The organism is Chryseomicrobium aureum (genome assembly GCF_016909155.1).
Taxonomy (GTDB): Bacteria; Bacillota; Bacilli; order Bacillales_A; family Planococcaceae; genus Chryseomicrobium; species Chryseomicrobium aureum.
In genome coordinates this window covers 1-26,926 of record NZ_JAFBFG010000011.1, presented here as the reverse complement: position 1 = coordinate 26,926, position 26,926 = coordinate 1, and the positions used below count along the sequence as shown (strand labels likewise).

The 26,926-nt window shown below is 42.1% G+C and carries 24 protein-coding genes and 1 other annotated feature; of the genes, 15 read left to right on the top strand and 9 right to left on the bottom strand.

Going from position 1 to position 26,926, the window contains the following annotated elements:
* Window positions 1-449 precede the first annotated feature (449 nt).
* From JOD03_RS08820 to JOD03_RS08810, 3 genes are read right to left on the bottom strand one after another with little or no spacing between them, the layout of a single operon-like run.
* Window positions 450-1,637, bottom strand: coding sequence for an acetoin utilization protein AcuC (locus JOD03_RS08820; protein WP_204590482.1), 1,188 nt, complete (start codon window positions 1,635-1,637; stop codon window positions 450-452).
* Window positions 1,613-2,254, bottom strand: a complete 642-nt coding sequence (locus JOD03_RS08815; RefSeq protein WP_204590481.1) for an acetoin utilization AcuB family protein — start codon at window positions 2,252-2,254, stop codon at window positions 1,613-1,615. The genes JOD03_RS08820 and JOD03_RS08815 overlap by 25 nt, the downstream gene beginning before the upstream one ends.
* Before the next feature lie 11 nt (window positions 2,255-2,265).
* Complete coding sequence (locus tag JOD03_RS08810) at window positions 2,266-2,898, bottom strand: GNAT family N-acetyltransferase (RefSeq protein ID WP_204590480.1); 633 nt, start codon at window positions 2,896-2,898, stop codon at window positions 2,266-2,268.
* A 145-nt stretch (window positions 2,899-3,043) separates the two neighbouring features.
* Between JOD03_RS08810 and acsA the strand changes: the two genes are divergently transcribed.
* Window positions 3,044-4,762 carry an acetate--CoA ligase gene (acsA, locus tag JOD03_RS08805; RefSeq protein WP_204590479.1) on the top strand — a complete coding sequence of 573 codons (1,719 nt, stop codon included), beginning with the start codon at window positions 3,044-3,046 and terminating at the stop codon, window positions 4,760-4,762.
* 86 nt (window positions 4,763-4,848) lie between these two features.
* On the opposite strand, the gene JOD03_RS08800 is transcribed toward acsA, so the two are convergent.
* Window positions 4,849-7,806, bottom strand: a complete 2,958-nt coding sequence (locus JOD03_RS08800) for a transglycosylase domain-containing protein (RefSeq protein ID WP_204590478.1) — start codon at window positions 7,804-7,806, stop codon at window positions 4,849-4,851.
* 100 nt (window positions 7,807-7,906) lie between these two features.
* Window positions 7,907-8,100, top strand: a binding site (T-box leader).
* 54 nt (window positions 8,101-8,154) lie between these two features.
* Here JOD03_RS08800 and tyrS point away from each other — a divergent pair.
* Together tyrS and JOD03_RS08790 are read left to right on the top strand one after the other, a co-directional pair.
* The gene (tyrS, locus tag JOD03_RS08795) at window positions 8,155-9,423 is read left to right on the top strand and encodes a tyrosine--tRNA ligase (protein ID WP_204590477.1); all 1,269 of its coding nucleotides are present in this window, start codon (window positions 8,155-8,157) and stop codon (window positions 9,421-9,423) included.
* Window positions 9,424-9,525: 102 nt separating this feature from the next.
* Window positions 9,526-9,714: a hypothetical protein gene (locus JOD03_RS08790; protein ID WP_204590476.1), complete on the top strand. Its 189-nt coding sequence runs from the start codon at window positions 9,526-9,528 to the stop codon at window positions 9,712-9,714.
* 277 nt (window positions 9,715-9,991) lie between these two features.
* On the opposite strand, the gene rpsD is transcribed toward JOD03_RS08790, so the two are convergent.
* A complete protein-coding gene (gene rpsD / locus JOD03_RS08785) occupies window positions 9,992-10,594 on the bottom strand; it encodes a 30S ribosomal protein S4 (protein ID WP_204590475.1) in 603 nt (200 codons plus the stop codon).
* Window positions 10,595-10,897: 303 nt separating this feature from the next.
* Between rpsD and megL the strand changes: the two genes are divergently transcribed.
* Window positions 10,898-12,130: a methionine gamma-lyase gene (gene megL / locus JOD03_RS08780; RefSeq protein ID WP_239584917.1), complete on the top strand. Its 1,233-nt coding sequence runs from the start codon at window positions 10,898-10,900 to the stop codon at window positions 12,128-12,130.
* Window positions 12,131-12,384: 254 nt separating this feature from the next.
* Here the strand turns inward: megL and JOD03_RS08775 are convergent, their stop codons facing one another.
* The gene (locus JOD03_RS08775; RefSeq protein WP_204590474.1) at window positions 12,385-12,864 is read right to left on the bottom strand and encodes a GAF domain-containing protein; all 480 of its coding nucleotides are present in this window, start codon (window positions 12,862-12,864) and stop codon (window positions 12,385-12,387) included.
* A 9-nt stretch (window positions 12,865-12,873) separates the two neighbouring features.
* On the bottom strand, window positions 12,874-13,677 hold the full coding sequence (hisJ, locus tag JOD03_RS08770) for a histidinol-phosphatase HisJ (RefSeq protein ID WP_204590473.1): 804 nt from the start codon (window positions 13,675-13,677) through the stop codon (window positions 12,874-12,876).
* Window positions 13,678-13,786: 109 nt separating this feature from the next.
* On the opposite strand from hisJ, the gene ezrA reads away from it, so the two are divergent.
* The 5 genes from ezrA (at window position 13,787) to rarD (ending at window position 19,665) form a co-directional block, all read left to right on the top strand.
* On the top strand, window positions 13,787-15,487 hold the full coding sequence (gene ezrA / locus JOD03_RS08765; RefSeq protein WP_204590472.1) for a septation ring formation regulator EzrA: 1,701 nt from the start codon (window positions 13,787-13,789) through the stop codon (window positions 15,485-15,487).
* Window positions 15,488-15,530: 43 nt separating this feature from the next.
* On the top strand, window positions 15,531-16,673 hold the full coding sequence (locus tag JOD03_RS08760) for a cysteine desulfurase family protein (protein ID WP_204590471.1): 1,143 nt from the start codon (window positions 15,531-15,533) through the stop codon (window positions 16,671-16,673).
* On the top strand, window positions 16,670-17,875 hold the full coding sequence (gene thiI / locus JOD03_RS08755; RefSeq protein WP_204590470.1) for a tRNA uracil 4-sulfurtransferase ThiI: 1,206 nt from the start codon (window positions 16,670-16,672) through the stop codon (window positions 17,873-17,875). The genes JOD03_RS08760 and thiI overlap by 4 nt, the downstream gene beginning before the upstream one ends.
* A 79-nt stretch (window positions 17,876-17,954) precedes the next feature.
* Entirely contained in the window at window positions 17,955-18,158 is a 204-nt protein-coding gene (locus tag JOD03_RS08750) for an alpha/beta-type small acid-soluble spore protein (RefSeq protein WP_204590469.1), read from the top strand.
* 613 nt (window positions 18,159-18,771) lie between these two features.
* Window positions 18,772-19,665 carry an EamA family transporter RarD gene (rarD, locus tag JOD03_RS08745; protein WP_204590468.1) on the top strand — a complete coding sequence of 298 codons (894 nt, stop codon included), beginning with the start codon at window positions 18,772-18,774 and terminating at the stop codon, window positions 19,663-19,665.
* Here rarD and JOD03_RS08740 read toward each other — a convergent pair.
* On the bottom strand, window positions 19,660-20,466 hold the full coding sequence (locus JOD03_RS08740) for an NAD kinase (RefSeq protein WP_338032457.1): 807 nt from the start codon (window positions 20,464-20,466) through the stop codon (window positions 19,660-19,662). The two genes, rarD and JOD03_RS08740, sit on opposite strands and share 6 nt — an antisense overlap.
* Before the next feature lie 108 nt (window positions 20,467-20,574).
* On the opposite strand from JOD03_RS08740, the gene sppA reads away from it, so the two are divergent.
* The 5 genes from sppA to JOD03_RS08715 are packed head-to-tail and all read left to right on the top strand — an operon-like array spanning window position 20,575 to window position 24,852.
* Window positions 20,575-21,588: a signal peptide peptidase SppA gene (gene sppA / locus JOD03_RS08735; protein ID WP_204590466.1), complete on the top strand. Its 1,014-nt coding sequence runs from the start codon at window positions 20,575-20,577 to the stop codon at window positions 21,586-21,588.
* A gap of 11 nt (window positions 21,589-21,599) precedes the next feature.
* A complete protein-coding gene (locus JOD03_RS08730; protein WP_204590465.1) occupies window positions 21,600-22,109 on the top strand; it encodes an RDD family protein in 510 nt (169 codons plus the stop codon).
* A gap of 35 nt (window positions 22,110-22,144) precedes the next feature.
* Window positions 22,145-22,654: a thiol peroxidase gene (gene tpx, locus JOD03_RS08725; protein ID WP_204590464.1), complete on the top strand. Its 510-nt coding sequence runs from the start codon at window positions 22,145-22,147 to the stop codon at window positions 22,652-22,654.
* 57 nt (window positions 22,655-22,711) lie between these two features.
* Window positions 22,712-23,626: a class I SAM-dependent methyltransferase gene (locus JOD03_RS08720; RefSeq protein WP_204590463.1), complete on the top strand. Its 915-nt coding sequence runs from the start codon at window positions 22,712-22,714 to the stop codon at window positions 23,624-23,626.
* 32 nt (window positions 23,627-23,658) lie between these two features.
* The gene (locus tag JOD03_RS08715) at window positions 23,659-24,852 is read left to right on the top strand and encodes an acetate kinase (RefSeq protein WP_204590462.1); all 1,194 of its coding nucleotides are present in this window, start codon (window positions 23,659-23,661) and stop codon (window positions 24,850-24,852) included.
* 219 nt (window positions 24,853-25,071) lie between these two features.
* Here the strand turns inward: JOD03_RS08715 and JOD03_RS08710 are convergent, their stop codons facing one another.
* On the bottom strand, window positions 25,072-25,533 hold the full coding sequence (locus tag JOD03_RS08710) for a universal stress protein (protein WP_204590461.1): 462 nt from the start codon (window positions 25,531-25,533) through the stop codon (window positions 25,072-25,074).
* Between the two features lie 168 nt (window positions 25,534-25,701).
* Between JOD03_RS08710 and ald the strand changes: the two genes are divergently transcribed.
* Window positions 25,702-26,823 carry an alanine dehydrogenase gene (gene ald / locus JOD03_RS08705; protein WP_204590460.1) on the top strand — a complete coding sequence of 374 codons (1,122 nt, stop codon included), beginning with the start codon at window positions 25,702-25,704 and terminating at the stop codon, window positions 26,821-26,823.
* Window positions 26,824-26,926 lie beyond the last annotated feature (103 nt).

Below are 26,926 nucleotides of genomic sequence, written 5' to 3'. Positions count from 1 at the left end.
GTTTGAAATACATTTGCAGCTGTACAATTAGTTTCCATAATATGAGCAATGTAACAATGAGCTTCGCTAACGTCATAATGGAAGCTGCTAACGTCACGATCAGCCGAATTAATGTAGTAATCACCGTAGTAGTGCACTAAAGTCAAAGAGCTTCTAAAAGATTCTGTGATAAAAACTAAAGTTGAGTGGAATGGAGGGGTTGACTCCAGTGGGATTCCAGTCTGCCGTGAGATCCCGCAGGCGCTTGCGACGAGGAAGCTCACGCAGCGCCCACGGAAAGCAGCCCCGCAGTGGAACTCAACGTTTTAGAGTGGCGTTCTCCACATCTAAATGGAATCGAGTTTCGCCTCCTAGAAATCCCGCAAGAAGCCATCGCAGCCTATGAAGCAAAAAGCGCTTCACAGTCCACGCTGTCTTCTCGCACAATTTCTAACCAGTCGGCTCCACATCTAAAGACTCATTTTTTTCTCATTCCGAATAATGTACAAAGACTTCTCTAACATCTGCTGATTCTTCTCTGTGATTTCTGCTTTACGAGGAATAGCTTCGTAAAGAGGGGACGGATCTTCCCATGTCGGTATGAGGGGGACTGGGCTTTCTTGCTCCCATCGCTCTAACCACGTTTTTGGTAACTCCCCAGTAGGTGCCGGTTGATCCGACATTTCCAACCAGATCAGCGACCATGCACGAGGGACTACGCGCCAAATATCATAACCGCCGCCGCCAACCGCAATCCATTTCCCCCCACAATATTCATGCGCAAGTTCATGCGCTAGTTTAGGAATCTCTTTGTAGGTTTCGATTGTTCCATATAAATGTGTAAGAGGATCAAAGTAATGAGCATCTGCACCATTTTGCGTCAAAATCACATCTGGCTTAAAATGCTCTACGATTTCCCGGAATGCAGCACGGTAAATCTCTAAAAACGATTCGTCTTCTGTGAAGGCATCGATTGGGAAATTGAACGAAGTCCCATAGCCTTCACCTGAACCACGCTCTGTGATATTCCCCGTTCCAGGGAAAAGGTAGCGACCTGTCTCATGAATCGAGATTGTGCATACATTTGGGTCATCGTAAAAACACCATTGTACACCGTCCCCATGATGCGCATCCGTATCGATATACAGAACGCGAGCATTGTATTTTTGCTGCATATACCGAATTGCTACAGAGCTATCGTTATAAACACAAAATCCTGAAGCTTTCCCTCGGAATCCATGATGCAGGCCACCACCCAAGTTAACCGCATGTTTCGCTTTACCTTCCATTACATAGTCGACTGCAGTCAACGTACTTCCGACAAGACGGGCACTTGCTTCGTGCATGCCAACAAATAGTGGCGTATCTTCCGTGCCAATGCCGTACGCTTCAAATTCCTCTGCATTGCAATCTGGCTCGCTCGCTTTTTTTACAGCGTCGATATAGCGCATGTCGTGTGCCAACGCGAGTTCTTCGTCAGTGGCCATACGAGGTTCGACAATATGTTGTTTTGAAAGCGCATTCATTTTTGTTAATAAATCAACCGTCAGTGTCAAACGTTTCTGGTTGAATGGATGTGTATCTGAAAACCGGTACCCCAATTGGTCTTCTGAATAGACAAATACAGCTTCGTTTACAGTGTCGGGTGACTTGGCCATATGACGTCAAACCCTTCTTTTTCAAGAGCAGAAACGAGCTTTAGGGGATTGATCGTTTTTACTCGAATTACAAGAATCTTGTAGAGCTCGTCTTTTTTATCAGGATAGACCAGTACAGACAAGACGTTTACACGGTGTTCGTAAAATACTTTAGAGACTTCAAACAATACACCTGATTTATTTGGAACACGGATTTCAATTTGAGAACCGGGTTGCGTAACGCCTGTTAACTCAATGAATTTATAAAGCATGTCGGACTCTGTAATCATTCCCACAAGTTTTCCTTTACTGACAATTGGTAAGCACCCGATACGATTGTCGTAAAAAATGGTAGCGGTTTCTTCCACAAAGTCAAGAGGATGACCAGTAATAGGGTTTGGAGTCATGATTTTTTCAATCGGTGTATCAAGCACGCTATAGTCATCTGAATCCAATAGATTTGAAGGTGTTGCTTGTTTGATATCACGATCAGTAATGACACCGAGTACTTCGCGTTCGTCATTCACAACTGCAATGTGGCGTATTTTTTTTTCTCGAAGTGTGGCAGCCGCTTCTCTCAATGTTTGCGCGGGAAGGAGCGTAGCCACATCCGTATTCATAATTTCTTCGATAATCATGAGCGAGCCTCCTAGTACATGAAACGATTCATAAATCGTAGCTGATCAAATTGTTGAATAGAATCATTATCGACGCGTGAGCCGATGCGAGCCATTAAACAGTTTGCCGGGTGCGAACTAATTTCTGGGTCATCTGTAGCGAAATATTCAAGTCCACCCGCATTCATCATTTTTTCCATTACTTTTCGGTATTCCCATACGTTTAAACCTGTTCCTTTTAAATCCCAGTGCCAATAATATTCCGTTGTGATGACAATGTAATCGTTCATCGCATCGTCCATCATCGAAACCTTTAATAGACTTTTTCCTACTCCGCTTCCTCGGTATTTCGGAATCACTTCGATTGCACCGAGTTCAATCAAATTTTCCATGTTTCCTTTCGACCAGCGTTCAAGAGGGTCTGGGTGCAAGAATGTCGCATACCCGACAATAGTTGTTTGCTCTCGAACAATAATCAAACGGCCTTCCGGTAACTTTGCAATATCGATAATTGCTTTATGTTGTTGATCGGGGACACGGAAAGAGGTCAAATCCTCGTGAAACTGCAAAGAAGCAATTTCCTCACTTGGCACAGGACCTTCTACGATCACAGTTCCGTGTTTTGTTTTCACTTCAATGGCATTGTAGGTTTTTTTATGAATCACATGCACACCACCTTCATTTTACTCTTATCCATTATACCGTATACCCTAGAAAATGTGTGCGCTTTCAAGAAACATTCAGAATAGTTGTACAAACGAAATAACTTTAGGTAAAATAAGGGGGTACTTACATAGAAGGGGTGACAGTATGAAACTTGAAACATTAGCAGCAGTTCAAGGAAACTATAATCTTACGGAGTATGAATCGTTCTCAAAAGATTTCTCATGGGATAGTGCATCTGAGGTATTTGACTGGCACAAGACGGGGAAAATGAACATTGTACATGAGGCGATTGACCGTCATGCATATTCTTCAAACAAGAATAAAGTGGCGCTCTTTTATCAAGACAATGATCGTAAGGAAAGCTATACGTTTTACGAAATGATGCGCAATGTAAACCGAGCGGCAAATACGCTTTCTAAATATTCATCTCTTGAAAAAGGGGACCGCATGTTCATCTTCATGCCACGTTCACCGGAGTTGTATTTTGCACTTTTAGGTGCATTAAAGATGGGAGTAATTGTAGGGCCTTTGTTTGAAGCATTCATGGAAGGCGCGGTGTATGACCGTTTAGATGACAGCGATGCGAAAGTATTAGTGACTACTCCAGAACTTCTCAGTCGCGTACCTGTCGACAAGCTTCCAAAACTTGAAACAATCTTCCTCGTTGGGGAGTATGATTCATTTGATGAGAAGTATGTTGATTTTACAGCAGGCCTTCAAGAAGCAAGTGACAAGTTTGAAACGGTGTGGGTTGATCAAGAAGATGGTTTAGTGCTTCATTACACATCGGGTTCTACTGGTAAGCCAAAAGGAATCTTACATGTACATGGTGCGATGGTTCAACACTACCACACGATGAAGTGGGTCATGGATGTTAAAGAGAATGATATTTACTGGTGTACTGCGGATCCAGGCTGGGTTACGGGTACTGTATACGGAATCTTTGGTCCTTGGCTGACAGGAACAACATCTCTTATTTTAGGTGGACGTTTCTCACCAGATGCGTGGTATAAAGCAATTCAAGACTATGGTGTGACAGTTTGGTATAGTGCACCGACAGCTTTCCGCATGTTGATGGGAGCAGGGGACAACCTTGTAAAAGAGTATGACTTATCAACTCTTCGCCACTTGTTATCGGTTGGGGAGCCGTTAAATCCAGAAGTTGTGAAATGGGGCATGCAAGTATTTGGGCTTCGTATCCACGACACATGGTGGATGACTGAAACAGGAGGTCAGATGATTTGTAATTACCCGACGATGGCAATCAAGCCAGGCTCGATGGGGAAACCAATTCCAGGCGTGTATGCAGCTATCATCGACAACGAAGGAAATGAAGTACCACCGCTAACAATGGGGAATCTAGCCATTAAAAAAGGTTGGCCATCGATGATGCGAGAAGTATGGAACAATAAAGAGAAGTATGACTCGTATTTCATGAACGATGAATGGTATTTCTCAGGAGATTCGGCGTATATGGATGAAGACGGGTATTTCTGGTTCCAGGGGCGCGTGGATGATGTCATCATGACGTCAGGTGAGCGAGTAGGGCCGTTCGAAGTAGAAAGTAAATTAATTGAACATCCGGCTGTTATGGAAGCTGGCGTCATCGGAAAACCAGATCCGGTCCGCGGTGAAATCATAAAGGCGTTCATCGCTTTAAACGAAGGCTATGAGCAATCGGATGAGCTGGTCGCTGAGATTCAGCAGTTCGTGAAAAAAGGATTGGCTGCACATGCTGCTCCTCGTGAAATTGAATTCAAAGACAAACTTCCAAAAACACGAAGTGGAAAGATCATGCGTCGCGTTTTAAAAGCGTGGGAATTGAATCTACCGACGGGTGACTTATCGACAATGGAAGATTAAAAAGGTAAAGCAAAAAGGGAGTTTCTCAAATTTTGAGAAACTCCCTTTCGTATATTCTATGATGCACTTATGCTCTAACTTTTATTCTATTCAGTACCTTCTTCGGGTTCTTCTGGCTCTTCAGGTTCTACCGGGTCGACTGGATCCGTGTCATCTCCACCGCCAGTGCCTCCGCCATTCCCGCCGCCAGAGTTGCCACCGCCAGAGTTACCACCACCAGAATTTCCGCCGCCATCCCCGCCACCAGTTGCAGGTGGAGTTGTTGGGGTAGGAGTTGGAGCAGGCTCTGGCTCAGGACGCTCACGCGTAATAACATTTGATGGTGCAGATTGTTTACCTGTAATATCGACTGCACGAACAGAGTAATCTCCAAATCCACCAAGTGTGTATCGGTTTGCGCTAGCTTGTGGAACAGCTGCGATTCGTGTAGAGCCTTGATAAATATAGTATCCGACAACATCAGCAGAACCAGAATCTGTCCATGTCATAACATCTCCTGAAACAGAAGCAGTTACACCAGATGGAGCTGCATCATCTGCTTGGAATACATCTTCTGAAACTACATTTGACGCAAAACCTGAGTTCTCAGGGAATAATTTACTCGCGTTACCACCAAAACGACCAAGCATACGTTTAATGAAGGACTCGCTAACACCAAATCCGCCTCTCACAACGAACTCTTGTGGTGTGCTGTCAAGAGCACGGTAGCGATTGCCATTGATTGTTACATACGATGAGCTCACTAAACTATCATCAGGTTTAGTTGGTAAGAATGCAGCTGCGTTAAATAAGTCGGAACGTACAAGTCCTGCATTAGAACAAGCAGATGAAGGTGCAAGACCAGAAATACTACAGAATGATCGTTCTACCACACCTTCAGGACGTTGGAACGTTTTATTTGGTGCAGCAATCAATTCTGGATTTACATCATACAGTCCGTTCATAATATTCGCCCATAAAGTATTCGAGCGAACAGAAGGGTGACCATACGTGTTGTTCATATAGAACAGTGTGTTATCTCCTGCTTTTAAGTTGTAATTGTCATATCCGAGCCATACGCTCAATGTCACGTTCGGATTGTAGCCGATCAACCAAGAATCTTTATGGTCTTGTGTTGTACCAGTTTTTCCAGCAAAGTCTGAGTTAAACTTTAGACGAGAATTGGCAACAGTTGCTGTTCCCTCATCAAATACATCGCGCATCATATCGTTCATGATGTAAGAAGTCGCTGGACTAAATACTTGAACAGGCTCAGCTTTGTGCTCAAATACGACGTTGCCGTCAACATCTTCGATTTTTTCAATTAAGTAAGCATCGACAAATGATCCATTGTTCGCAAACATCGAAAATGCATTTGTATTGTCTTCAATAGTGACGCCTGTCGTTGTTCCTCCAATAGAGATAGAAGGGTGGTCATTCTCTTTCTTTTCTACACTGCTAAAGCCCATTTTGTGTAGCAAATCAATCGGTTGGCGTTGTTTGACTTCATCATACAAGCGAACCGCAGTTAAGTTTTGAGAAGTTGTCAAAGCACTACGTACAGAAATAATTCCTTTTTCTTGGTTCGGATTGTAGTTCGACGGTTCCCAACCAGGATTAGATGCATCTGTTAAAGAGAACTTTACGTCGACCACCGGTGAACCTGCACCTACAAGTCCGTACTCAATGGCTGGAGCATAGACCATTAAAGGTTTGAATGTTGAACCAGGAGAACGGACGGCAGTCGTAGAGTGATTCAAGGCTTCAAGGTCATGGTCACGACCACCCATGAAAGCAAGAATTCGACCCGTTTGGTTTTCTAAAAGCATCCCACCAACTTGAACCGGTTCTTCAACTGTTTCAATTTCACCAGTTTCTTCGTTCTTTACTTCTTTCACACGTGTATACCCATACATATCGTAAGAGTCTTTTATTTCTTCCATTTTTCGCATTAAGCCTTCGTCAATCGTTGTGTGGATGCGGTATCCACCAGTAGCAATTTCTTGACGTGCTAGTTGCCGATATTCTGTTCGAAGAGAGGAGTCGCCATCTACGCGGTCTGGATCAAGACCGTCACGCTCGGCTAAGATTTTTGCCATGATTGTCGTGACTCGTTCTTCAACTTCAATCGTTAACCAAGGTAAGTCTTCATACGTAGAAGCTTCACGTGGTTTAAAGTCTTTTGTAATGTCATAAGCTAGAGCCTCTTGATACTCAGCATCCGTAATATACTCTGTCTCATTCATACGGAAGAGAACCGTCTTCATCCGGTCGATTCCAGGTTGTAATCCTTCAGCATCTTTTAACTCACCTTTATTAGTGAAAGGTGTGTAGCGATAAGGAGCTTGTGGAATTCCTGCGATGTAAGCAGCTTGGGCGAGGTTCAAATCTTTTGCTTCTACACCAAAAATCCCTTGCGCAGCCGTCTCGATCCCAGCAATATTGCGTCCACTTGAATTTCGACCATACGGAATGATGTTCAAGTATGCTTCTAAAATTTCATCTTTCCCCATATATTCTTCTAAGCGCATAGCCAATAGTAGCTCTTTTGCTTTACGAGAGTAAGAAACTTCATTAGTGAGGATTTGGTTTTTAATAATTTGTTGCGTCAGTGTGGATCCACCTGTCTGTGTGTCCGCATTTGTAATATCTTGTACTAATCCGCGAAGAACAGCTTTCGGCACGATTCCATCGTGTACTTCAAAATATTCATCTTCTGTTGCAAATACTGCATTTAAGACATTCTCGGAGACGGCATCGAGCTTTGTTTCTGTTCGCTCGAGATCCGTTCGCATCTTTCCAAAATAATTATTATCTTTGAAATAGATTTCAGATGTCTCTTCATACGTAAATACGGCGTTTTTCATCTGTTCAGGTGATCGCAACGGCTCGTCTTTGACAAGAGCTGCAAAATAACCTGCACCAACAGATGCACCAAACGCACCAAGTACTAGAAACAGAATGAGAACAATCAATGCCAGATTCCAAAAAACACTTCCAGTGATACGTAATGCTTTGGCCCATTTCGAACGGGTCCAGTTATCTAATCGTTCCTTCAAACTCAAGGTCGTGCACCCCCTAAAAAATCACTTCATTATACCATATTTAGCAAGTAAATTTCGATAGTTATTGACAACTCTATGGAAATCGGTAAAATAGGGGTATATTTAAGCGATGAATAAATGCGAGTAGCTTTTGGATGATGCCATTAGAAATCTGGTGGGTGCTGCAAACCAGACATTCCCATAAGTGAAGTACAGTTTAGGAGCTTGACGTATGACGGCGTTAACGTCATTCGAGTGAGAAGGAGATAGCTCCTTTCTAAACTGGGTGGTACCGCGCAAACAAGCGTCCCTGCATCTTTTTGATGCAGGGACTTTTTTTGTTGAGAATCGCAAAAAGGAGGAAAAACAATGTCAAAACAATTACTAGACGATTTAAGCTGGAGAGGCTTGTTATATCAACAAACTGATGAAGAGGGAATGGCCGCTCTTCTTGAGAAAGAGAAAGTAGCCCTTTACTGTGGAGTTGATCCTACAGCTGACAGTATGCATATCGGCCACATTGTGCCACTACTTACGTTGCGTCGCTTTCAAATGCATGGGCATCAACCTATCCTGTTAGTGGGTGGAGCAACAGGAACAATCGGAGATCCATCTGGACGCTCTGAGGAACGCCAACTGCAGACGATGGAACAAGTCGATCAAAATGTCGCAGCGATTGCTGAACAAATGAAACGAATTTTTGATTTTGACACAGATAACGGTGCCAAGATGGTCAACAACAAAGACTGGATCAGCTCGATGACGATCATCGACTTCTTACGCGATTACGGTAAACTTGTGAATATCAATTACTTGCTTGCAAAAGATTCGATTTTATCTCGTTTAGATTCTGGTCTTTCTTTCACTGAATTTGCATACACACTTATTCAAGGGATTGACTTTAATCATTTGTACAATCACCACAACTGTCGTGTGCAGATTGGTGGGTCCGATCAGTGGGGGAATATTACGACAGGACTTGAAATGATTCGTAAAACACATGATGAAGAAGCAAAAGCATTCGGTATCACGATTCCACTAGTAACAAAAGCAGATGGGACAAAATTTGGAAAAACGGCAGGAGGAGCAGTTTGGTTAGATGCTTCTAAAACGTCTCCATATGAATTCTTCCAATTCTGGATCAACACTGCAGACGCAGATGTGATTAAATACTTGAAAATCTTTACGTTTATCGAGCGTACTGAAATTGAGCAACTTGAGAAAGCAGTAGAAGAGCAGCCACATCTTCGAGAAGCACAAAAGCGCCTTGCAAAAGAGATGACAGAATTGATTCATGGGGTGGATGCACACGAGCAGGCTGTTCGTATTTCACAAGCATTGTTTAGTGGAAACCTGAAAGAACTATCTGTCGCGGAAATGAAAGATGCATTCAAAGATGTACCGTCCGCAGAAGTTACAAAAGAAGAGAAAAACATTGTGGATTTGCTGATTGAAGCAGGGGTCTCCCCATCGAAACGTCAAGCACGTGAAGATGTATCAAATGGGGCTATCTCACTAAATGGGGAAAAAGTAACGGATGTTGCATATATGGTGAGTGGTTCAGATCGTCTAGACGATCAATTCCTAATTGTAAGAAGAGGAAAGAAAAACTATAAGATGATACATTTCTTACAGTAGATGGTAGTAATAATTAGTGAAAAAAATCAAAATTGACTAATTTTTTGTGATGTATATGTGGTACACTTACAGTATATATGAACCTATGCAAGGAGTACCGGTATGTCTCAAACAAAAATTTGTGTAGTTAATCTAATTGATGATTTCTTTGTCATTTTAAATGAGAAAGAAACAAATGAACGAATTTTTATTCCTAAGGATAAATTTACGATCAAAGCAAAGCCTGGAGACGAGCTCGAAGTAACACGTGATGAGCGTTTGAATGGCTATATCTTTAAAGAAATTATGTAATTGAAAACCCTGTCGCTCAATTTTGAGCGGCAGGGTTTTTGTATTTCATTCTGGTGCTTTTAGTTACGAAATCCCTCCACCCAGGTCGCCATTTCCTGGGAGGGTTTCTTTAGCCTTTGGTGCCTGTCACCATTTACCAGCAGCTCCCATTTGGTGCCTGTCACCATTGATCAAAATGAATTTTTCATGTGCTTGTTACTGTTCGGTCGGTTTCGATAGGTGGACGACTTACAACTAAAATAAAAAAGCCCCCCATAAAGGGAGGCAGTTACTCAGATTAACGTGAGTAGAACTCAACGATAAGAGCTTCGTTGATTTCAGCAGATAATTCGCTACGCTCTGGAAGACGAGTGAATTTACCAACTTTTTTGTCAGCGTCAAACTCTAAGTATTCAGGTACGAAGTTATTTACTTCAATCGCTTCATTTACAGCAGTAAGGTTTTGAGATTTTTCACGAAGTGAGATCTCTTGACCTGGTTTTACTAAATATGAAGGAATATCAACGCGTGCGCCATCGACCATAACGTGACCGTGGTTTACTAGTTGACGAGCTCCACGACGAGTGCGAGCAAGACCTAAACGGTAAACTAAGTTGTCTAAGCGAGTTTCAAGAAGAATCATGAAGTTCTCACCTTGCTTACCTTGTAACTTAGCAGCTTTGTTGAATAAAGTTTTGAACTGACGCTCGTTTAATCCGTAAGAGTGACGAAGTTTTTGCTTCTCTTGAAGCTGTAAGCCGTACTCAGAGATTTTTTTGCGTTGGTTCGGGCCGTGTTGACCTGGTGCGTAAGGACGCTTTTCTAATTCTTTACCTGTGCCGCTTAGAGAAATTCCAAGGCGACGAGACAGTTTCCATGATGGACCTGTATAACGAGACATAGTAGTCTCCTCCTCTGTTGGTTTTATTTTGTTGTAAAATAAAAACCAATTGTATTCAGTCAAAAGGCTATTTTGTCATCTGGTGATTTCGCCCATGCAGCCGAAGGGTTACGTATCACATCCACATAGAGTGGGACAAACTAGCGGCTCATGGCCATACAACTGCTGCGTTTATTTTACACAAAGACCATTGTATAACTTCCACTGTTGACTGTCAAGAGGATTCGCTAGACAAGCAAGTTTTACTGGTCTGACTTCTTGGAAAACCATTGCCAGAACTTCCTCTATCGGAGTAAACTAATAATGAAAGCGTTTACATTAAAAGGGGTGCTTGAACATATGAGAAAAGATACACGCTTGATCCATGAGGGGATGGATCCTGCCAACCACCAAGACAGTTTGACAGTGCCGCTCTACCAAACGTCAACATTTACTTTTCACAGTGCTGAACAAGGACAACGAAGATTTGCAGGGGAAGAAGCAGGGGGGATATACTCACGCCTTGGTAACCCGACAGTCGATGTGTTGGAAAAACGGATGATGGCACTTGAGCAAGGTGGAGGCGCACTAGCATTCGGTTCAGGAATGGCAGCAGTTAGTACCATTCTTGTTCATCTCACAAAGACGGGAGATCATATACTTTGTTCAAAAGGTCTTTATGGATGCACATTTGGACTGCTCGGTATTTTTGAAACGAAATACGCTATTACACATTCACTATCAGCACTAGCTTCACGTGAGCAAATCGAAGCGGCGATCCAAGAGAATACGACAGTAATTTATGTAGAGTCACCAATCAATCCAACGATGGAAATCGTGGACTTAGCGCTGGTGTGTGAAGTGGCAAATGAACGTGGAATACGGGTGGTTGTGGATAATACATTCTGCTCACCGTACTTACAACAGCCGCTTGAACTTGGCGCAGACTTCGTATTGCACAGTGCAACGAAATACTTGAATGGTCATGGGGATGTCATTGCAGGTATTTTAGTTGGAAAAGATGCAGACGAGATGCAGCAAATTCGAATGTCCGTTCAAAAAGATTACGGCGGAATTATTTCACCATTTGATGCTTGGCTCATTTTGCGTGGTTTGAAAACTCTTCACGTACGTATGGATCGCCATGTGAAAAATGCTGAGAAATTGCTCGCGTATTTGAAAACTGAGCCGAGTGTCACCAAGATATTCTATCCATTTGATGATGCCCATCCACAAGTGGAAATTGCGAGAAAACAAATGACTGCTGGGGGAGGTTTGATTTCTTTTGTAGTAGAAGGAGGAACCGAGTCGGCCCAGCGATTTTTAAATCAGTTGCAGCTAATCCACGTAGCAGTAAGTTTAGGCGACGCGGAGACTTTGATTCAACACCCTGCTACGATGACACATTCTGTAGTACCAGAAAACGATCGAATTGCGATGGGAATCGACAATGGCATGCTGCGCTTATCAGTCGGTCTTGAAGACATGGATGATATCATCGAAGATTTACAAAAAGCTTTTCAAGCTATTACGAAAGAAGGCACCAGTCAATTCTAATTTAAAAAAAACACGCACAAAGGGAGTCTCTCAATTATCATGAGAAACTCCCTTTTCAATAGTTTATATGAGTAAGGCTTTTTGTTTTGATTAAACACGGAGGCCAGAACGGCATTTCCCGGGCCATCTGAGTTTTCTCGAGACCCGGCAACGAAGATGAAAGTGCTCTTCTTTCAGCTTACGTGGGGAGGCTCGGGGAAACTCACCCAGGAAATGCCGTTCTGGCTGTAGGGTTTTCCGAATTATACTTAAAATTAGATATGTTTCATCAAATGATCTACAAACGTTTCAAGACCAGCTTGATCCACTTCAGTAAAACGTGCTTTTGAAGGACTATCGATATCTAATACACCAATGACTTCTCCGTCTTTCACAAGCGGAATAACGATTTCAGAGTTCGAAGCCGCGTCACATGCAATATGTCCAGGGAAGGCATGAACGTCCTCAATACGAAGTGTTTCGTTTTTCTCTACAGCCGTTCCACAAACTCCGCGTCCAACTGCGATTCGTACACAAGCCGGAAGTCCTTGGAAAGGCCCGAGGACCAGTTCACCGTCTTGCATCAAATAAAAGCCAACCCAATTCGTATCATCCAAAAATTGATTTAACAAAGCAGAAGCATTGCTCAAGTTTGCGATTTGATTCGTTTCACCGTCTAGTAGCGCATCCAATTGTTTAGCAAGAAGTGCGTAATTTTCTTCTAATGAAGCCGAATAAGCTTGTTGTGTGAACATCATCATTCCTCATTTCTCTAATTCAGTAAAGTGCTCCGAAAACTGGTGAAGATCACGTGCAATGTGAGCGTCGGACCCAAAGATAAGTGGGATTCCTTTAGATTTCGCAATGCGTGCTATATGTAAAGGAGGATAAGGCTCTTTACAAAATGATTTTGCATAGCCTGCACTATTCAGATCTATCTCTAAATTCGCGTCCTTAATTGCTTCGACAATGCGCAACAACTGCTCAGTGTCATCAGGGAAGGATGGCAGAGCGTGTTGGAATTTATGGATGAGTGAAAAGTGTCCGATTCTTTTGGGTTTCCAGTTTCCGAGAGAAGTTGTAATAGATTTTAGCACAGTAGCGTAATAAAGTGAATAGAACTGATCGGCAGAACCCAGTTGCGCGACTGTCTCTAAATAAAGCTCCTTTGAGTAGTCAATGCAAACATACTCATTCATAGGAAGCTTTAAGAAATGTACAGATAGAATACTATCGTCAAGCTCAGGACCGTACGTGTTTAAAAAGCTGGTTGTCTCACGTTCAAATCCTTCGATATAATCTACCTCTAAGCCCACATTCACGACCAAGTCAGTAGAGTAGGCTTTTTGCACATAACGTACAGCTGTAACATAGGATTCTAAATTTCGTAAGTCCATTCCACTATCACGAGTTGGCGTTGTGTCGACGAAGCCTTCTGGAAGGGGGGCATGCTCGGTAAAACTGATTTCTTTGATGCCAAGCTCTATGGCTCGTTCACAATATAAGGCAAAACTATCCTTAGAGCCATGTGGGCAAAACGGTGTATGAATATGTCCGTCACGTCTCATCTTGAAAATCCTCTCAAAAAATAGTTACAATAGATTGAAACAATCTTAACATAACATGGTAAACTAGAAGAACAACAAGCGTTTGGAACAAAGGAACAGGGGGCTTCTAATGGAATATCTTATCCCACTACTCATTGTCATCCTTGTGGCCATTGTCGTTATTCTTGTATTTCGAAGAAAACATAACGCCACAATCAATGAGTTGGACAATAAAAAACAACAGATTCAACACAAACCGATACTTGAAGAGATGACAAAAGTGAAGCAACTCAATATGAACGGGCAGACAGAAGAGATGTTTGAGCGTTGGCGCAACCTTTGGAATGAAGTAATGGACCACGACATTCCTGAAGTCGACTCCCTACTTTTTGATACAGAAGAGTTTGTCGACAAAATGCGTTTCGGAAAAGCATCGAAAACCGAACAAGATATTCGAGACCGTTTACATAAAGCGGAACAGAAGATGAATTCCATCTTGGAAGAATTACATAACCTGATTGGCAGTGAAGAAAAGAACCGAATTGAGATGGAACAAATCCAAGAACAATATCGAAGTGCTCGTAAAAATGTACTTGCCCATCAATATTCATTTGGAGAGGCTCTTCCAGCGCTTGAAAAAGAACTTGAAAGCTTCCAACCTGAGATGGCTGAATACAACGAGCTGACATCGAAAGGGAATTACATGAGTGCACGTGAAGTCGTGATGCGTTTACGTGAAAAAGGCGATCAATTATTCCCGAAACTTCATGACATTCCAACATTGTTTTCGGAAGTGTCTACAAAGATTCCTGCAACTTTGCATGAACTACGCTCAGGTAAAAATGAAATGGAGTCACAAGGGTACTTCTTAGATCATCTAGAAATCTCACATAAACTTGATGCGATGGAATCAGAATTAGTTCAGCTAAAGCAACAAATTGCAGAGCTGACGGTTGGTCCAGTTAAACGCCGGGTCGAAGAAATGAAAGATGAATTGGAATCATTTTATGATTTGCTTGAAAAAGAAGTGAAAGCAAAAGCTTATGTCGATCACCATCACCTTGCAATTGCAGAGCGTTTAGATCATACAAAACAACAAACACTCACAGCACAAGAAGAAGCGAATTATGTCCGTCAGAGCTATCATTTAACAGACGAGCAACTAGCGATTCCTGTGAAGTGTTTAGAAAAATTAGCGACAGCTGAATCAAAAATGACACTTATTCAAACACGCTTGAGTGAAGAGCGTTCGGCTTACTCTTCTTTAGAAGAAGAATTGCGTGAACTCGACCAATTAACAGGTGAACAAGATGAAATTCAAAGTGAATTCCACAACCGTTTAAAGAACTTACGAATTGATGAGAATACCGCTCGTGCAAAAATTGTCGAACTTAAGCGAACGTTGCACGTAAAAGAACGCAGCCTACAAAAGGCGAACTTACCAGGCGTTCCAGAAGAAATCGATGCACGCTTTGAAGAAGCGGATGAAAACATCTTTGTCGTTGAGCAGAACTTGCAAGAGGTACCTCTTAATATGACCACTGTTGACACGAATATGAAAAAGGCAGAAGGCGCTGTTCAAGAAGCAGTTGCGAAAGCAGATGAAATGCTTGAAAATGCCTTACTAGTTGAGCGCATCATTCAATACGGAAATCGATACCGGACTACAAATACGGCTGTCAATGTGAAGCTACTTGAAGCGGAACATGCCTTCCGTCAAAAACGCTACTCAAAGGCTCTTGAAGAAGCTGGAATTGCGGTGGAACAAGCAGAACCTGGGGCACTAAAAAAGATTCAAAAGATGATGAAAGAACAACAATGGAATCACTAAAAGCTGCCGCTTTGGCAGCTTTTTGTTATGGAGGTGGAACACGATGATTTATTTAGATAATAGTGCTACAACAAAACCGGACCCAAAAGTTTTAGCTGCATTTTTAAAGGTCAATGAAGAATTTTGGTTTAATCCATCTTCTATTCATGAAGGTGGAGAAAAGGCAAACAAATTACTGGAATCAGCCCGAGCGCAAATTGCCGGTCTTTTAAAAACAGACTCCAAATCTGTTCTATTTACTTCGGGAGGAACAGAAGGCGCGAACTTTGTGTTGAAACAAGCGGCTGTGGACCGTGAATCTATTGGAAAGCACATCCTCATTTCCGCAGTAGAGCATCCGTCTGTTTTAGAAGTGGGGAAGTATTTATCTACTAGAGGATTTGAAGTGGAATGGTTAGAAGTGAACACTGACGGTATGGTGCTTGTAGAAGAGCTCGAGCGCAAGATTCGAAAGGATACGTCCGTCATCTCTATTCAACATATAAACAATGAATTGGGCACATTACAGCCTATTCGTGATTTAGTGAAAGTGGCACGAGCACGTTCTCGAGCAGTGTTTCATGTAGATGCCGTACAAAGCGTTGGAAAGATAGTTGTAGATTTTGATAGTCTTCCGGTAGATTGGATCACATTATCCGCGCATAAATTTCACGGGATAAAAGGTACTGGCATAGTGGCATGTCATTCGAAAATCCATTTAGAACCACTCATTCATGGAGGTGGACAAGAGTTCGGCTTAAGAAGCGGCACTACTGCTGTCGCACAAGCTGTCTCGACTGCTAAAGCTTTTCGTATAGCTGTGGAATCTTTAGAACAAACTTCCACCCATTTAGCAAGATTAAAAGCGTCTCTTGTATCTTTCTTTTATGAACACCCATTTGTCACTGTTTTGACACCTGCCAGTTCTGCCCCACATATTGTAACGATTGCAGTGAAAGGCGTGACGGGAGAAGTACTTGTCAACGCACTAGAAAAGAAGGGGATTTATGTTTCAACAAGCAGTGCATGTTCATCGAAAAAAACGACAAGAAGTCATGTGCTCGAAGCCATTGGACTTTCAAAAGAGTTGATTGATGGTGTGATTCGGATTAGTATGGGGAAGGACACGACCGAGCAGGATGTTCAGACGCTTCAAGATGTGATGAACGAAATCCTCCGGCAATTAGAAAGGAATTTAAAAGTATGAATTGGGATCGAATTTTAGTTCGCTACGGTGAACTTTCAACAAAAGGGCGTAATCGTCGTCAATTTACGAATCGTCTACGAGACAATATACGTTTTTCGTTTGAGGATATTCCAACGCTTCGCTTGCAAGCAGAGCGCGACAGAATGTTTTTAATGACAGATACAGATGCAGACATGCAAAAGCTATTAACTCGTCTTCCAGCAGTATTTGGAATTCAATCATTCAGTCCCGTCGCGAAAACTGAGAAAACAATTGATGCAATGGCAGCAACTGCAATTGCAATTTTAGAGGAATTAGAAACAGCAGGGAAGACATGCAAAGTAACAGTTAAGCGTTCGGATAAGAGCTTCCCGCATGAAACGAATGAGATTCAGCATCTAGTTGCGAGTCAAGTACTGCGTCATTTTGATGGATTGACGGCAAAGATGAAAAATCCAGATTACACGATTAAAATTGAAATTTTGCAAGATGCAGCGTATATCTCTGCACAAACTATTGCAGGTGCTGGTGGAATGCCAGTTGGCTCAAATGGTCGCTCGTTACTTATGTTGTCTGGTGGAATCGACAGTCCAGTAGCAGGATATATGATGTTAAAACGTGGCGTGCGTTTGGATGCCATCCATTTTCATAGTCCGCCATACACGAGTGAGCGATCATTAGATAAAGTGAAAGACTTAGCCGAAAAGTTAAGTCACTTCGGTGCGACTGTGCGTCTCCATGTCATTCCATTTACTGAAATTCAAGAAGCGATTCAACAGCAAATTCCAAAAAATGTATCAATGACCACTACCCGACGCATGATGTTAAAAATTGCGGATCAAGTGCGTGCAGACATTGGAGCTCTTGCAATTGTTACTGGGGAAAGCCTTGGTCAAGTAGCGAGTCAGACATTGGAATCATTAACAGCTATCAATGAAGTTACGGCGACTCCTGTTTTACGTCCATTGATTGCAGAAGATAAATCGACGATTATTCAACTTGCTGAACAGATTGGCACATATGAAACGTCGATTTTACCATACGAAGATTGCTGTACCATTTTTGTGCCAAGTGCACCGAAAACAAAACCAAAACTTGAAAAAGTGACGTTCTACGAAAGCTTTGAAACATTCGATGCGCGTATCGAAAAAGCAGTGGCGAATCGTGAAGTGTTCCGCTTCCCACAAAAAGAACAAAAGCCAGAGTTTGACGAGTTATTATAAATGAAAAAATTTCCTTGTAGCAAAATGTATGAATTCGCGAATTCGGTTCATTCTATTTGCACAAGGAGGTGACACACACATGGCAAACAACAACTCAAATAAGCTTGCGGTACCTGGTGTAAAACAAGCGCTTGATCAAATGAAGTATGAGACCGCTCAAGAGTTTGGCGTACAGTTAGGTCCAGATGCCACTTCACGTGCGAATGGTTCAGTTGGTGGCGAAATTACGAAACGTTTGGTTCAGATGGCTGAGCAACAATTAAACAACGGTCGTCAAAGCTAACGGAGAATCCGAATGACTCACACTGTGAGTTGTTCGGATTTTTTTATTTTTTAGATGTGGAGAACGCCACTCAAGAAACTCCCTCCACCCAGGACGCAATTTCAGCAGTAAATCCGATAAGTGCATCACTAAAATTCAAAAGTTGCACACAAAACGCGGAAAGTTGCACACAAAAAACAAATTCCAGCAGCAAATCACAAAAGTGCATCACTAAAATTCAAAAGTTGCACACAAAACGCAAAAAATTGCACACAAAAAACAAATTCCAGCAGCAAATCCGAAAAGTGCATCACTAAAATTCAAAAGTTGCACACAAAGCGCGGAAAGTTGCACACAAAAAACAAATTCCAGCAGCAAATCACAAAAGTGCATCACTAAAACTCAAAAGTTGCACGTCAAATCTAAACTCGGTGACAGGTACCATTTTGCCTCGATATTTATTGAAAATCCCCATTTAACAACATTGTGGTTTACCAGCAGTTTCCAAAACGTACCTGTCACCACAAAAGAGCTACTATAAATAATCCTGAAATTCTGTCGTTTACTTCAACAAACTGAAGTGATACACTGAAACCATTATTTCGAAACTAAAAATAAATACGAGGTACTCATCATGACAACTGAACAAAAAGGCATCGCACAGGTTTTTCTAGCCTACCTTCTTTGGGGACTCATGCCGATCTACTGGAAGACTGTACAGCACATTTCTAGTGATGAAATTTTAGCAAGCCGCATCGTCTGGTCATTCATATTTACAGTCCTCTTAATCACTGTACTTCGTGATATTCCGAAACTAAAGACGGACTTGACGAATCTGTGGGCAGACAAAAAAGCATTTTTTAGCTTGATGATTGCATCTTATTTAGTAACGGCGAACTGGTTCACATTTATCTTCGCTGTGAACAGTGGGGAACTTGTGCAGACCAGTCTAGGTTACTACATCAATCCATTGATTTCTGTGTTACTAGGAATCGTTTTTCTTGGAGAAAAATTAAGTGACGCACAAAAAGCAGCCGTAGGAATTGCAGCTGCTGGAGTTATGATTTTAACTTATACATATGGAGAGTTGCCTTGGATTTCCCTAGTGCTTGCAGGGAGTTTTGCATTTTACGGATTGATTAAAAAACAAGCAAAAGTAGGAGCGATTACAGGCCTTGCCATTGAAACATTTTTTGTTTTACCGTTTGCCTTCATTTATTTAGCCTACTTATTCACGCAAGACTCTCTTCAATTCGTTGAAAGCGAGCCGATTACAATGCTTTTGTTAATGTTCTCTGGCGTAGCTACTGCATTACCGCTGCTACTCTATGCAAGCGGAACAAAGCGAATTCCCCTGTATTTATCAGGCTTTATTCAATACATTGCTCCGACCATCATGTTGGTGCTCGGTGTTGTTCTTTACAATGAACCGTTCTCAAACATGGAATGGACGGGCTTTAGTTTTATCTGGGTAGCGCTTGTTTTGTTTTCGGTATCCAAATTTATACAAATAAAACCCTCATTATAAAAATGAGCGTTTTACTTTTTCCCAGTAGCTATTGTCTTTCAATTTCACCGTTTTCACAACGCGCTCACTCAATCGAATGTCAATCGTGTTCACGTGCTGAATACTGAGTGCTTCATTGTCTGTAGACATCGTCGGATAATCGTTCCAATCGTCGTGAAGTTCTAAACGCAGTGTGCGATTGCCACTTAAAATAAATGGCGAACCTAATGAACGGTATTCATTGTTGTTCATAGAAGCTACTTCAGTCACCTGGAAGCATGGAAGCTGAGGATCCATAACAGCACCGCCTAATGATTTATTATAAGCAGAGCTTCCCGTAGGTGTTGAAACTACAATTCCGTCACCACGGTACGTTTCTAAAAGTATGTCGTCAATCTTAACATCCATCGCAATAGTCTTCATGATGTTTGAACGAATCGCAAATTCATTTAAACAATAAAAATGCGGTTCTCCGTTAACGGATATTTCGATGACTGGATATTTACGCACTTCGACGCGGTCTTGGATAATCGCATCTGCCATATTCGGGAAGTGCAGTTCTTCTAATAAAAAATCACAGTACATCGCAAGTGTTCCAGAAGTGGAGATACCTGCATATAATACGTCTTGGCGAAACCCTGTTTTCCGCACAGCTTGAAGGAAGCTTCCGTCTGAACCGACGCTTACAATGATCGACGCTTCCTCAGGAGATAGCACTACTTGTAACCCTTGAGCATCAATCGCAGTTCCTAATTCTTGTCGAAGTTGTTGTGAAGCTTTGTCGTTTTTGGCATAAATATAAAGAGCGTTACGTTTTTTCACTCTATTCGCCCCTTTCATGAGGTTTCTATATTTAATTTACCACGGAATGAAACATTTCTGCATGTTTTACGTAAACAGTAAGGAATAGACAACAAGGAGGAATCAACTATGAATGTAAAACGTTGGGTCGCACTAGGAATTGCGACACTACTCGTCGCTGTATCCATCATCGTCAACTCAGTATCCGCAGCTTTTTCTACAGATTTTTCATCTTGGTTAGATGATTATGAGGCGACACTCATGAATTCAATGACAACATCGGTCATTGAACCTGGAGACGTGACAGACCGGATCGCAGTGTTACGTGTGGAAGGAGTCATTCAAGACACGGGATCTGCATCAAGCCTATTAGGAACAACTGGCTATAACCACGGATTTTTCTTAGCACAACTGGAAGAGGCGAAAAATGATCCGTCTGTAAAAGGAATTGTACTATCTGTAGACTCTCCAGGCGGTGGCGTGGTGGAATCAGCTGAAATCTATAAAGAACTTATGAAAATTAAAGATGAAACTGAAAAGCCGATTTATGTGTCAATGGGTGGTATGGCAGCTTCAGGCGGCTATTACATTTCAGCACCTGCTGATAAGATTTTCGTGATGCGCGAAACGATGACAGGTTCACTCGGTGTTATTTTACAAAGCATCAATTATGGAGAACTTGCAGAACGTTATGGCGTGGACTTCGTGACAATTAAAACAGGTCCTTACAAAGATATTTTAAGTCCAACACGTGAAATGCTTCCGGAAGAAGAAGAAATGCTTCAAGAAATGATCAATGATTCGTACGAAGAGTTTGTCCGTATCATTGCAGAAGGACGTAATATGACAGAAGAAGAGGTCCGTGCAGTCGCAGATGGGCGAATTCTAAATGGTCGTCAAGCAATTGAAGCGAACCTTGCAGATGATTATGGATTCGAAGAAGATGTCATCGCAGCACTCAAAGAAGACTTAGATATTCCAAATGCAGAAGTGTTCGAATTTACACAAGATCAAAGCTTGAGCGCATTATTTGGTGTCAAAGCCCGTTCATTCCTAGGTCTAGATATTGAAACACAATTAATCTCAAAGTTGATCACAGACAATCAAGCTCCTCGCATGATGTACTTATACGGTGAGCAGTAAGGAGGCCGCTGATGGAAACAATCACAGATTTTCGACCAAAATATGCAGGATTCTGGACGCGTTTTTGGGCGTATCTTTTTGACTTATTGATCGTTGCAAGTATTGGCTGGCTTGTTGTGCGTCCGATATTTCGTTTAACAGGACTCGATTTAAACGAATCGCTCTGGTATGCGCCGATTACGATTGTCTCGGTAATCATCTTTTATACCTACTTCACATTGATGACATTCTTCCTGCAACAAACGCTTGGAAAAATGATTATGGGAATTCGGGTATCTACCGTAACATATGAAAAACCAAACTTTGTGACCGTGCTATTCCGTGAGACTGTTGGGCGAATTTTGTCGGTCATTCCGTTCAATTTGCCGTACATTATTGTCGGATTTACACCGAAAAAGCAGGCAATCCACGACTTCATTGCAGATACCATTGTCCTACATGAAGAAGATTACGCGAAACTTCAGCTTCCAAAACCGGTGGAACAACCGAATCAGTTGCACCAACCGAACCCTGTACAGTAAGATGATAGCAGAGTGAAAAAGGAGGCGGTTCATAGATGGCATCAGTAACATTTAAAGGAAATCCTATGACATTACCAGCAAACGAGGTAAAAGTAGGAGACAAAGCACCAGACTTTAAAGTACTTGCAAACGATTTATCTGAAGTGACACTAGCTGATTCAGCAGGAAAAGTACGCTTGATTAGTGTAGTACCTTCTTTAGATACAGGCGTCTGCTCAACACAAACGAATAAGTTCAACAGTGAAGCAGCAAGCATGGGAGACAATGTAGAAATCTTAACGATTTCAAACGACCTTCCATTTGCACAAAAGCGCTGGTGTGGAGCAAACGAAGTCGATGCAGTGCGTACATTGTCTGATCACCGCGATTTATCGTTCGGTGAAGCATACGGTGTTACGATGAAGGAACTTCGCTTACTAGCACGTTCAATCTTCGTTGTGGATGCAAACGACACAGTCACATATGTCGAGTATGTGCCTGAAGGAACAGACCACCCGGATTATGAAAAAGCAATTGAAGCTGTGAAAGAAGCAGCAGGGAAATAATAGACGTGCCCACTTCCTCGAAGTGGGCATCTTTTACGTTACGAAAAGGAGTAGACTATGAACGCAGTAGAACAGTATTTTACAAAACTCAATACAGCAGCTGAACAAATTGAGAACTCAGGACAAGGCACGTATTTAGAAGGTGTTGTCTTTGGTCTTGAACGCTGGTTACTTGGAAGTGAAGAATTTACCGGCATCGAGGCATCTCGTGAGGAAAAACGCCGTGCCATCCAGTTAGCTATATTAAAGGGTATGCGTAAATCATCACAACCGAATCACCAGATGACACCTGATGCTCTTGGGATGCTCGTTGCATTTCTAGTACAAGAACTAACCGAACAACAATCTTCAGTCCGCATTTTTGATCCCGCCATTGGAACAGGCAATCTGTTATTTACAGTCGCGAATCATCTAGAAGGAAAAGAAGTTGGCCTTTATGGCAGTGAGATTGACGAACTACTCATTCAACTGGCTTCCCAGACAGCCGAGCTTCTCTATCAGCCTGTTGAGCTGTTTTTACAGGATTCACTGCGTCCATTGTTACTTGATCCTGTTGATGTTGTTGTCAGTGATTTACCTGTTGGCTATTATCCAGACGATGAGCACGCAGAAACTTTCGAGCTGCGTGGGTCTGAACAACATGCCTACGCCCATCACCTCTTTCTTGAACAATCTATGAACTACACAAAAGACGGGGGAACATTGATATTTTTTGTACCAACCAATTTGTTCTCGTCTAAAGAAGCACAAAATCTGCATACGTTCATTTCAAAAGTAGGCCAGTTAGAGGCTGTCTTCCAACTACCAAAAGAGCTTTTCAAATCAGAGGCTTCTGCTAAAGCACTGATCGTGCTACGAAAAGACATGGAGAAAACGCGACCGAAACGTGATGTTTTACTTGCGCAAGTTCCAACCCTGTCCAATAAAAAAGGCATGGAGTTGTTCTTTGAAAAAGTGCGTCAGTGGAAGTAAACTAAAAGAAATGGTGTGGAGAGGAAGATCTTATGAAAAATATTTTAGCCATTAATGCAGGAAGCTCTAGTTTAAAATTTCAGCTTGTTCGCACTCCAGACGAAGAAATTGTAGCGAAAGGTTTGATTGAGCGAATCGGACTCGCTGATTCCTACATTACAGTCTCTGTTGGCAGTAACAAAGTGAAAAAAGAAGAGCTGATCCCTAATCATGAAGTAGCTGTAGATTTATTGATGGCCGCTTTGATTGAAACAGGCGCTATTTCTTCCTTACATGATATTCATGGAATCGGCCACCGCGTCGTCCATGGCGGGGAAGTGTATAGTGATTCGGTCATGATTACAGATGAGATTATTGACAAGCTCGTGGAACTTTCAGAACTTGCACCTCTTCATAATCCTGCGAATATTACAGGCATTCAAAGCTTTAAAAAAGCGTTGCCAGATGTGCCGGCTGTTGCTGTATTTGATACAGCTTTCCATCAAACAATGCCAGAAAGCTCATTTTTGTATTCAATCCCGTATTCGTATTATGAAAACTACGGCATTCGGAAATATGGCTTCCACGGCACGTCGCATAAATATGTTTCAGAGCGAGCGGCTGAACTATTAAACCGCCCGATTGAGACGACACGATTTATTTCATGTCACCTCGGGAATGGAGCAAGTATTGCGGCGATTCAATATGGAAAATCTATTGATACATCAATGGGGTTCACACCACTTGCTGGTGTAACAATGGGAACGCGTTCAGGGAATATCGATCCGTCACTCATTCCATTTTTGATGGAGAAGACAGGAAAAAGTGCGGAGCAAGTACTGGATGTATTAAATAAAAAGTCTGGGATGCTTGGCGTCTCAGGGTTCTCTAGTGATTTGCGCGATATCGTCGAACAAGCTGAAAAAGGCAATGACCGTGCGCAGCTTGCACTAGATGTTTTCGCGGATCGTATTCATAAGTACATTGGCTCGTATGCTGCCCGCTTGAATGGTGTAGACGCAATTATTTTCACGGCAGGTATTGGAGAAAACAGTTCAATCATTCGTGCCAAAGTACTCGAAGGTCTTCAGTTCATGGGTGTCTACATGGACCCAGAGTTGAACGAGCAGATTGGTAAAGAAACACCAATCAATTATCCGCACTCACCGGTTAAAGTGCTTGTCATCCCTACAAACGAAGAAATCATGATTGTCCGTGACACCGTGCGTGTTGCAGATTTAGATTAAACTAGTTTTATTAAAATGAAGTTGAGTGGAGTGGAGGGGCTGACTCCGGAGGGATCAAAAAGCGGAACGTGAGACCCCACAGGCGCGTTCTTCCGCCGAGGAGACTCACGCGCGCCCTCGGAAAGCAGACCCGCAATGGAACTCAAGTTTATTTATCCAACCAAAAACAGCACCATCTCTAGAAATTACTCCAGAGATGGCGCTGTTTTTTAACTTTACTTATTCTACATCATCAAACTGAGAATCTGTTCGTACTACCAATACGTCACACTTCGCAGAGCGAACAATATTTTCAGAAACACTACCGATCAAGAAACGTTCTACTGTATTCAAACCAGTAGCACCCACAATGATTAAGTCTGCGTTCACTTTCTTCGCAAGATCTTTCGAAATCATCGTTTTCGGTGAACCGTACTCAACCATAACGTGAACATTCGCCACACCATGTTTTTCTGCTTCTTTCTTGTATCCATCTAGTAGCTCTTCTGCAAAATTTTGTGCACGTTCTGCAATCGAACGGTCATACGCTTCAATTGCCGCAAATGAACGTGTATCAATAATGTTCACGAGGTGAAGTGTTGCATTGTTTCGGGAAGCAATCGCTACTGATTTCTTAAAGGCAAGCTCCGCTTCTTTTGAACCATCCACTGCTACTAAAATTTCGTTGTACGTTAGTGTCATTTGAAAATCCTCCTTATAATTGAATTCACTTATACCTTTCGACAAGACTTTCCAAATCTCCTTTTTTAATTTGTGAACAATTTAAGAAACTACTAAAAAAATAACTAGAGCTTTTTTTTATACAATTTGCTAAAATGGATTTGATTTGAAGAAAGGGAGGCAGTTCGAATGAAAATTGGCGTTCCAACAGAAGTAAAAAATAATGAAAACCGTGTCGCGATGACACCAGCTGGAGTCGTAACTCTAGTTTCAAGCGGTCACGAAGTATATATTCAAACAGGTGCTGGACTTGGTTCTAGCTTTACAGATGAAGATTACACAAAAGCAGGTGCACATATCGTAGCGACTGCGCAAGAAGCATGGCAGCAAGAAATGGTGATGAAAGTAAAAGAACCGGTTGCGTCTGAATATGAATTGATTCAAAAGGATCAAGTTCTGTTTACATACCTTCACCTTGCTCCAGAACCAGAATTAACAAAAGTGTTACTTGAGAAAAATGTTACAGCTATTGCTTATGAGACGGTTCAATTACCAAACAACTCACTTCCACTCCTAACTCCGATGAGTGAAGTAGCTGGTCGTATGGCAACACAATTAGGTGCCCAATACCTTGAAAAAATTAACGGCGGAAAAGGGATTCTTTTAGGTGGGGTTCCAGGCGTTGAACGTGCAAATGTAACAATCATCGGTGGCGGAATTGCAGGAACGAACGCTGCGAAGATGGCAGTCGGCCTTGGAGCAAACGTAACAATTATCGACCTTAGCCCAGAGCGTCTTCGTCAATTAGATGAAATGTTCGGAGCGACTGTTCATACATTGATTTCAAATCCTTACAATATCGCGGAGTCTGTAAAAAATGCAGATTTAGTGATCGGAGCTGTTCTAATTCCGGGGGCGAAAGCACCGAAATTAGTATCAGAAGAAATGATTAAGTCAATGACACCAGGTTCTGTTGTGATTGATATCGCAATCGACCAAGGTGGTATTTTTGAAACATCTGACCGCATTACTACACATGATGAGCCTACGTATAGTAAACACGGAGTCGTTCATTATGCAGTAGCAAATATGCCTGGAGCTGTACCACGTACGTCAACAATTGCTTTGACGAATACAACAGTTCCTTATGCACTACAAATCGCAAACAAAGGCTACAAGCAAGCATGTTTAGACAATCCTTCTCTATTAAAAGGATTAAATACATTAAACGGAGTATGTGTCTATAAAGCAGTAGCAGATGCACAAGGCATTGAGTACCGCGATGTAAATGATGTACTTGCAGTTATCTAATGATGTAGGAGGCTGGGACAAAACTCGGCCGATAATATAAAAAATGGTCATCGCGATTGAGTGATGACCATTTTTTATGGGTAATTTCAAATATGCGGCCAGA

Coding starts and splice junctions, on each gene's coding strand:
- JOD03_RS08820 (WP_204590482.1), bottom strand. CDS start 1,637: ATGGCCAAGTCACCCGACACTGTAAACGAAGCTGTATTTGTCTATTCA.
- JOD03_RS08815 (WP_204590481.1), bottom strand. CDS start 2,254: ATGATTATCGAAGAAATTATGAATACGGATGTGGCTACGCTCCTTCCC.
- acsA (WP_204590479.1), top strand. CDS start 3,044: ATGAAACTTGAAACATTAGCAGCAGTTCAAGGAAACTATAATCTTACG.
- tyrS (WP_204590477.1), top strand. CDS start 8,155: ATGTCAAAACAATTACTAGACGATTTAAGCTGGAGAGGCTTGTTATAT.
- JOD03_RS08790 (WP_204590476.1), top strand. CDS start 9,526: ATGTCTCAAACAAAAATTTGTGTAGTTAATCTAATTGATGATTTCTTT.
- rpsD (WP_204590475.1), bottom strand. CDS start 10,594: ATGTCTCGTTATACAGGTCCATCATGGAAACTGTCTCGTCGCCTTGGA.
- megL (WP_239584917.1), top strand. CDS start 10,898: ATGAAAGCGTTTACATTAAAAGGGGTGCTTGAACATATGAGAAAAGAT.
- JOD03_RS08775 (WP_204590474.1), bottom strand. CDS start 12,864: ATGTTCACACAACAAGCTTATTCGGCTTCATTAGAAGAAAATTACGCA.
- hisJ (WP_204590473.1), bottom strand. CDS start 13,677: ATGAGACGTGACGGACATATTCATACACCGTTTTGCCCACATGGCTCT.
- ezrA (WP_204590472.1), top strand. CDS start 13,787: ATGGAATATCTTATCCCACTACTCATTGTCATCCTTGTGGCCATTGTC.
- JOD03_RS08760 (WP_204590471.1), top strand. CDS start 15,531: ATGATTTATTTAGATAATAGTGCTACAACAAAACCGGACCCAAAAGTT.
- thiI (WP_204590470.1), top strand. CDS start 16,670: ATGAATTGGGATCGAATTTTAGTTCGCTACGGTGAACTTTCAACAAAA.
- JOD03_RS08750 (WP_204590469.1), top strand. CDS start 17,955: ATGGCAAACAACAACTCAAATAAGCTTGCGGTACCTGGTGTAAAACAA.
- rarD (WP_204590468.1), top strand. CDS start 18,772: ATGACAACTGAACAAAAAGGCATCGCACAGGTTTTTCTAGCCTACCTT.
- sppA (WP_204590466.1), top strand. CDS start 20,575: ATGAATGTAAAACGTTGGGTCGCACTAGGAATTGCGACACTACTCGTC.
- JOD03_RS08730 (WP_204590465.1), top strand. CDS start 21,600: ATGGAAACAATCACAGATTTTCGACCAAAATATGCAGGATTCTGGACG.
- tpx (WP_204590464.1), top strand. CDS start 22,145: ATGGCATCAGTAACATTTAAAGGAAATCCTATGACATTACCAGCAAAC.
- JOD03_RS08720 (WP_204590463.1), top strand. CDS start 22,712: ATGAACGCAGTAGAACAGTATTTTACAAAACTCAATACAGCAGCTGAA.
- JOD03_RS08715 (WP_204590462.1), top strand. CDS start 23,659: ATGAAAAATATTTTAGCCATTAATGCAGGAAGCTCTAGTTTAAAATTT.
- JOD03_RS08710 (WP_204590461.1), bottom strand. CDS start 25,533: ATGACACTAACGTACAACGAAATTTTAGTAGCAGTGGATGGTTCAAAA.
- ald (WP_204590460.1), top strand. CDS start 25,702: ATGAAAATTGGCGTTCCAACAGAAGTAAAAAATAATGAAAACCGTGTC.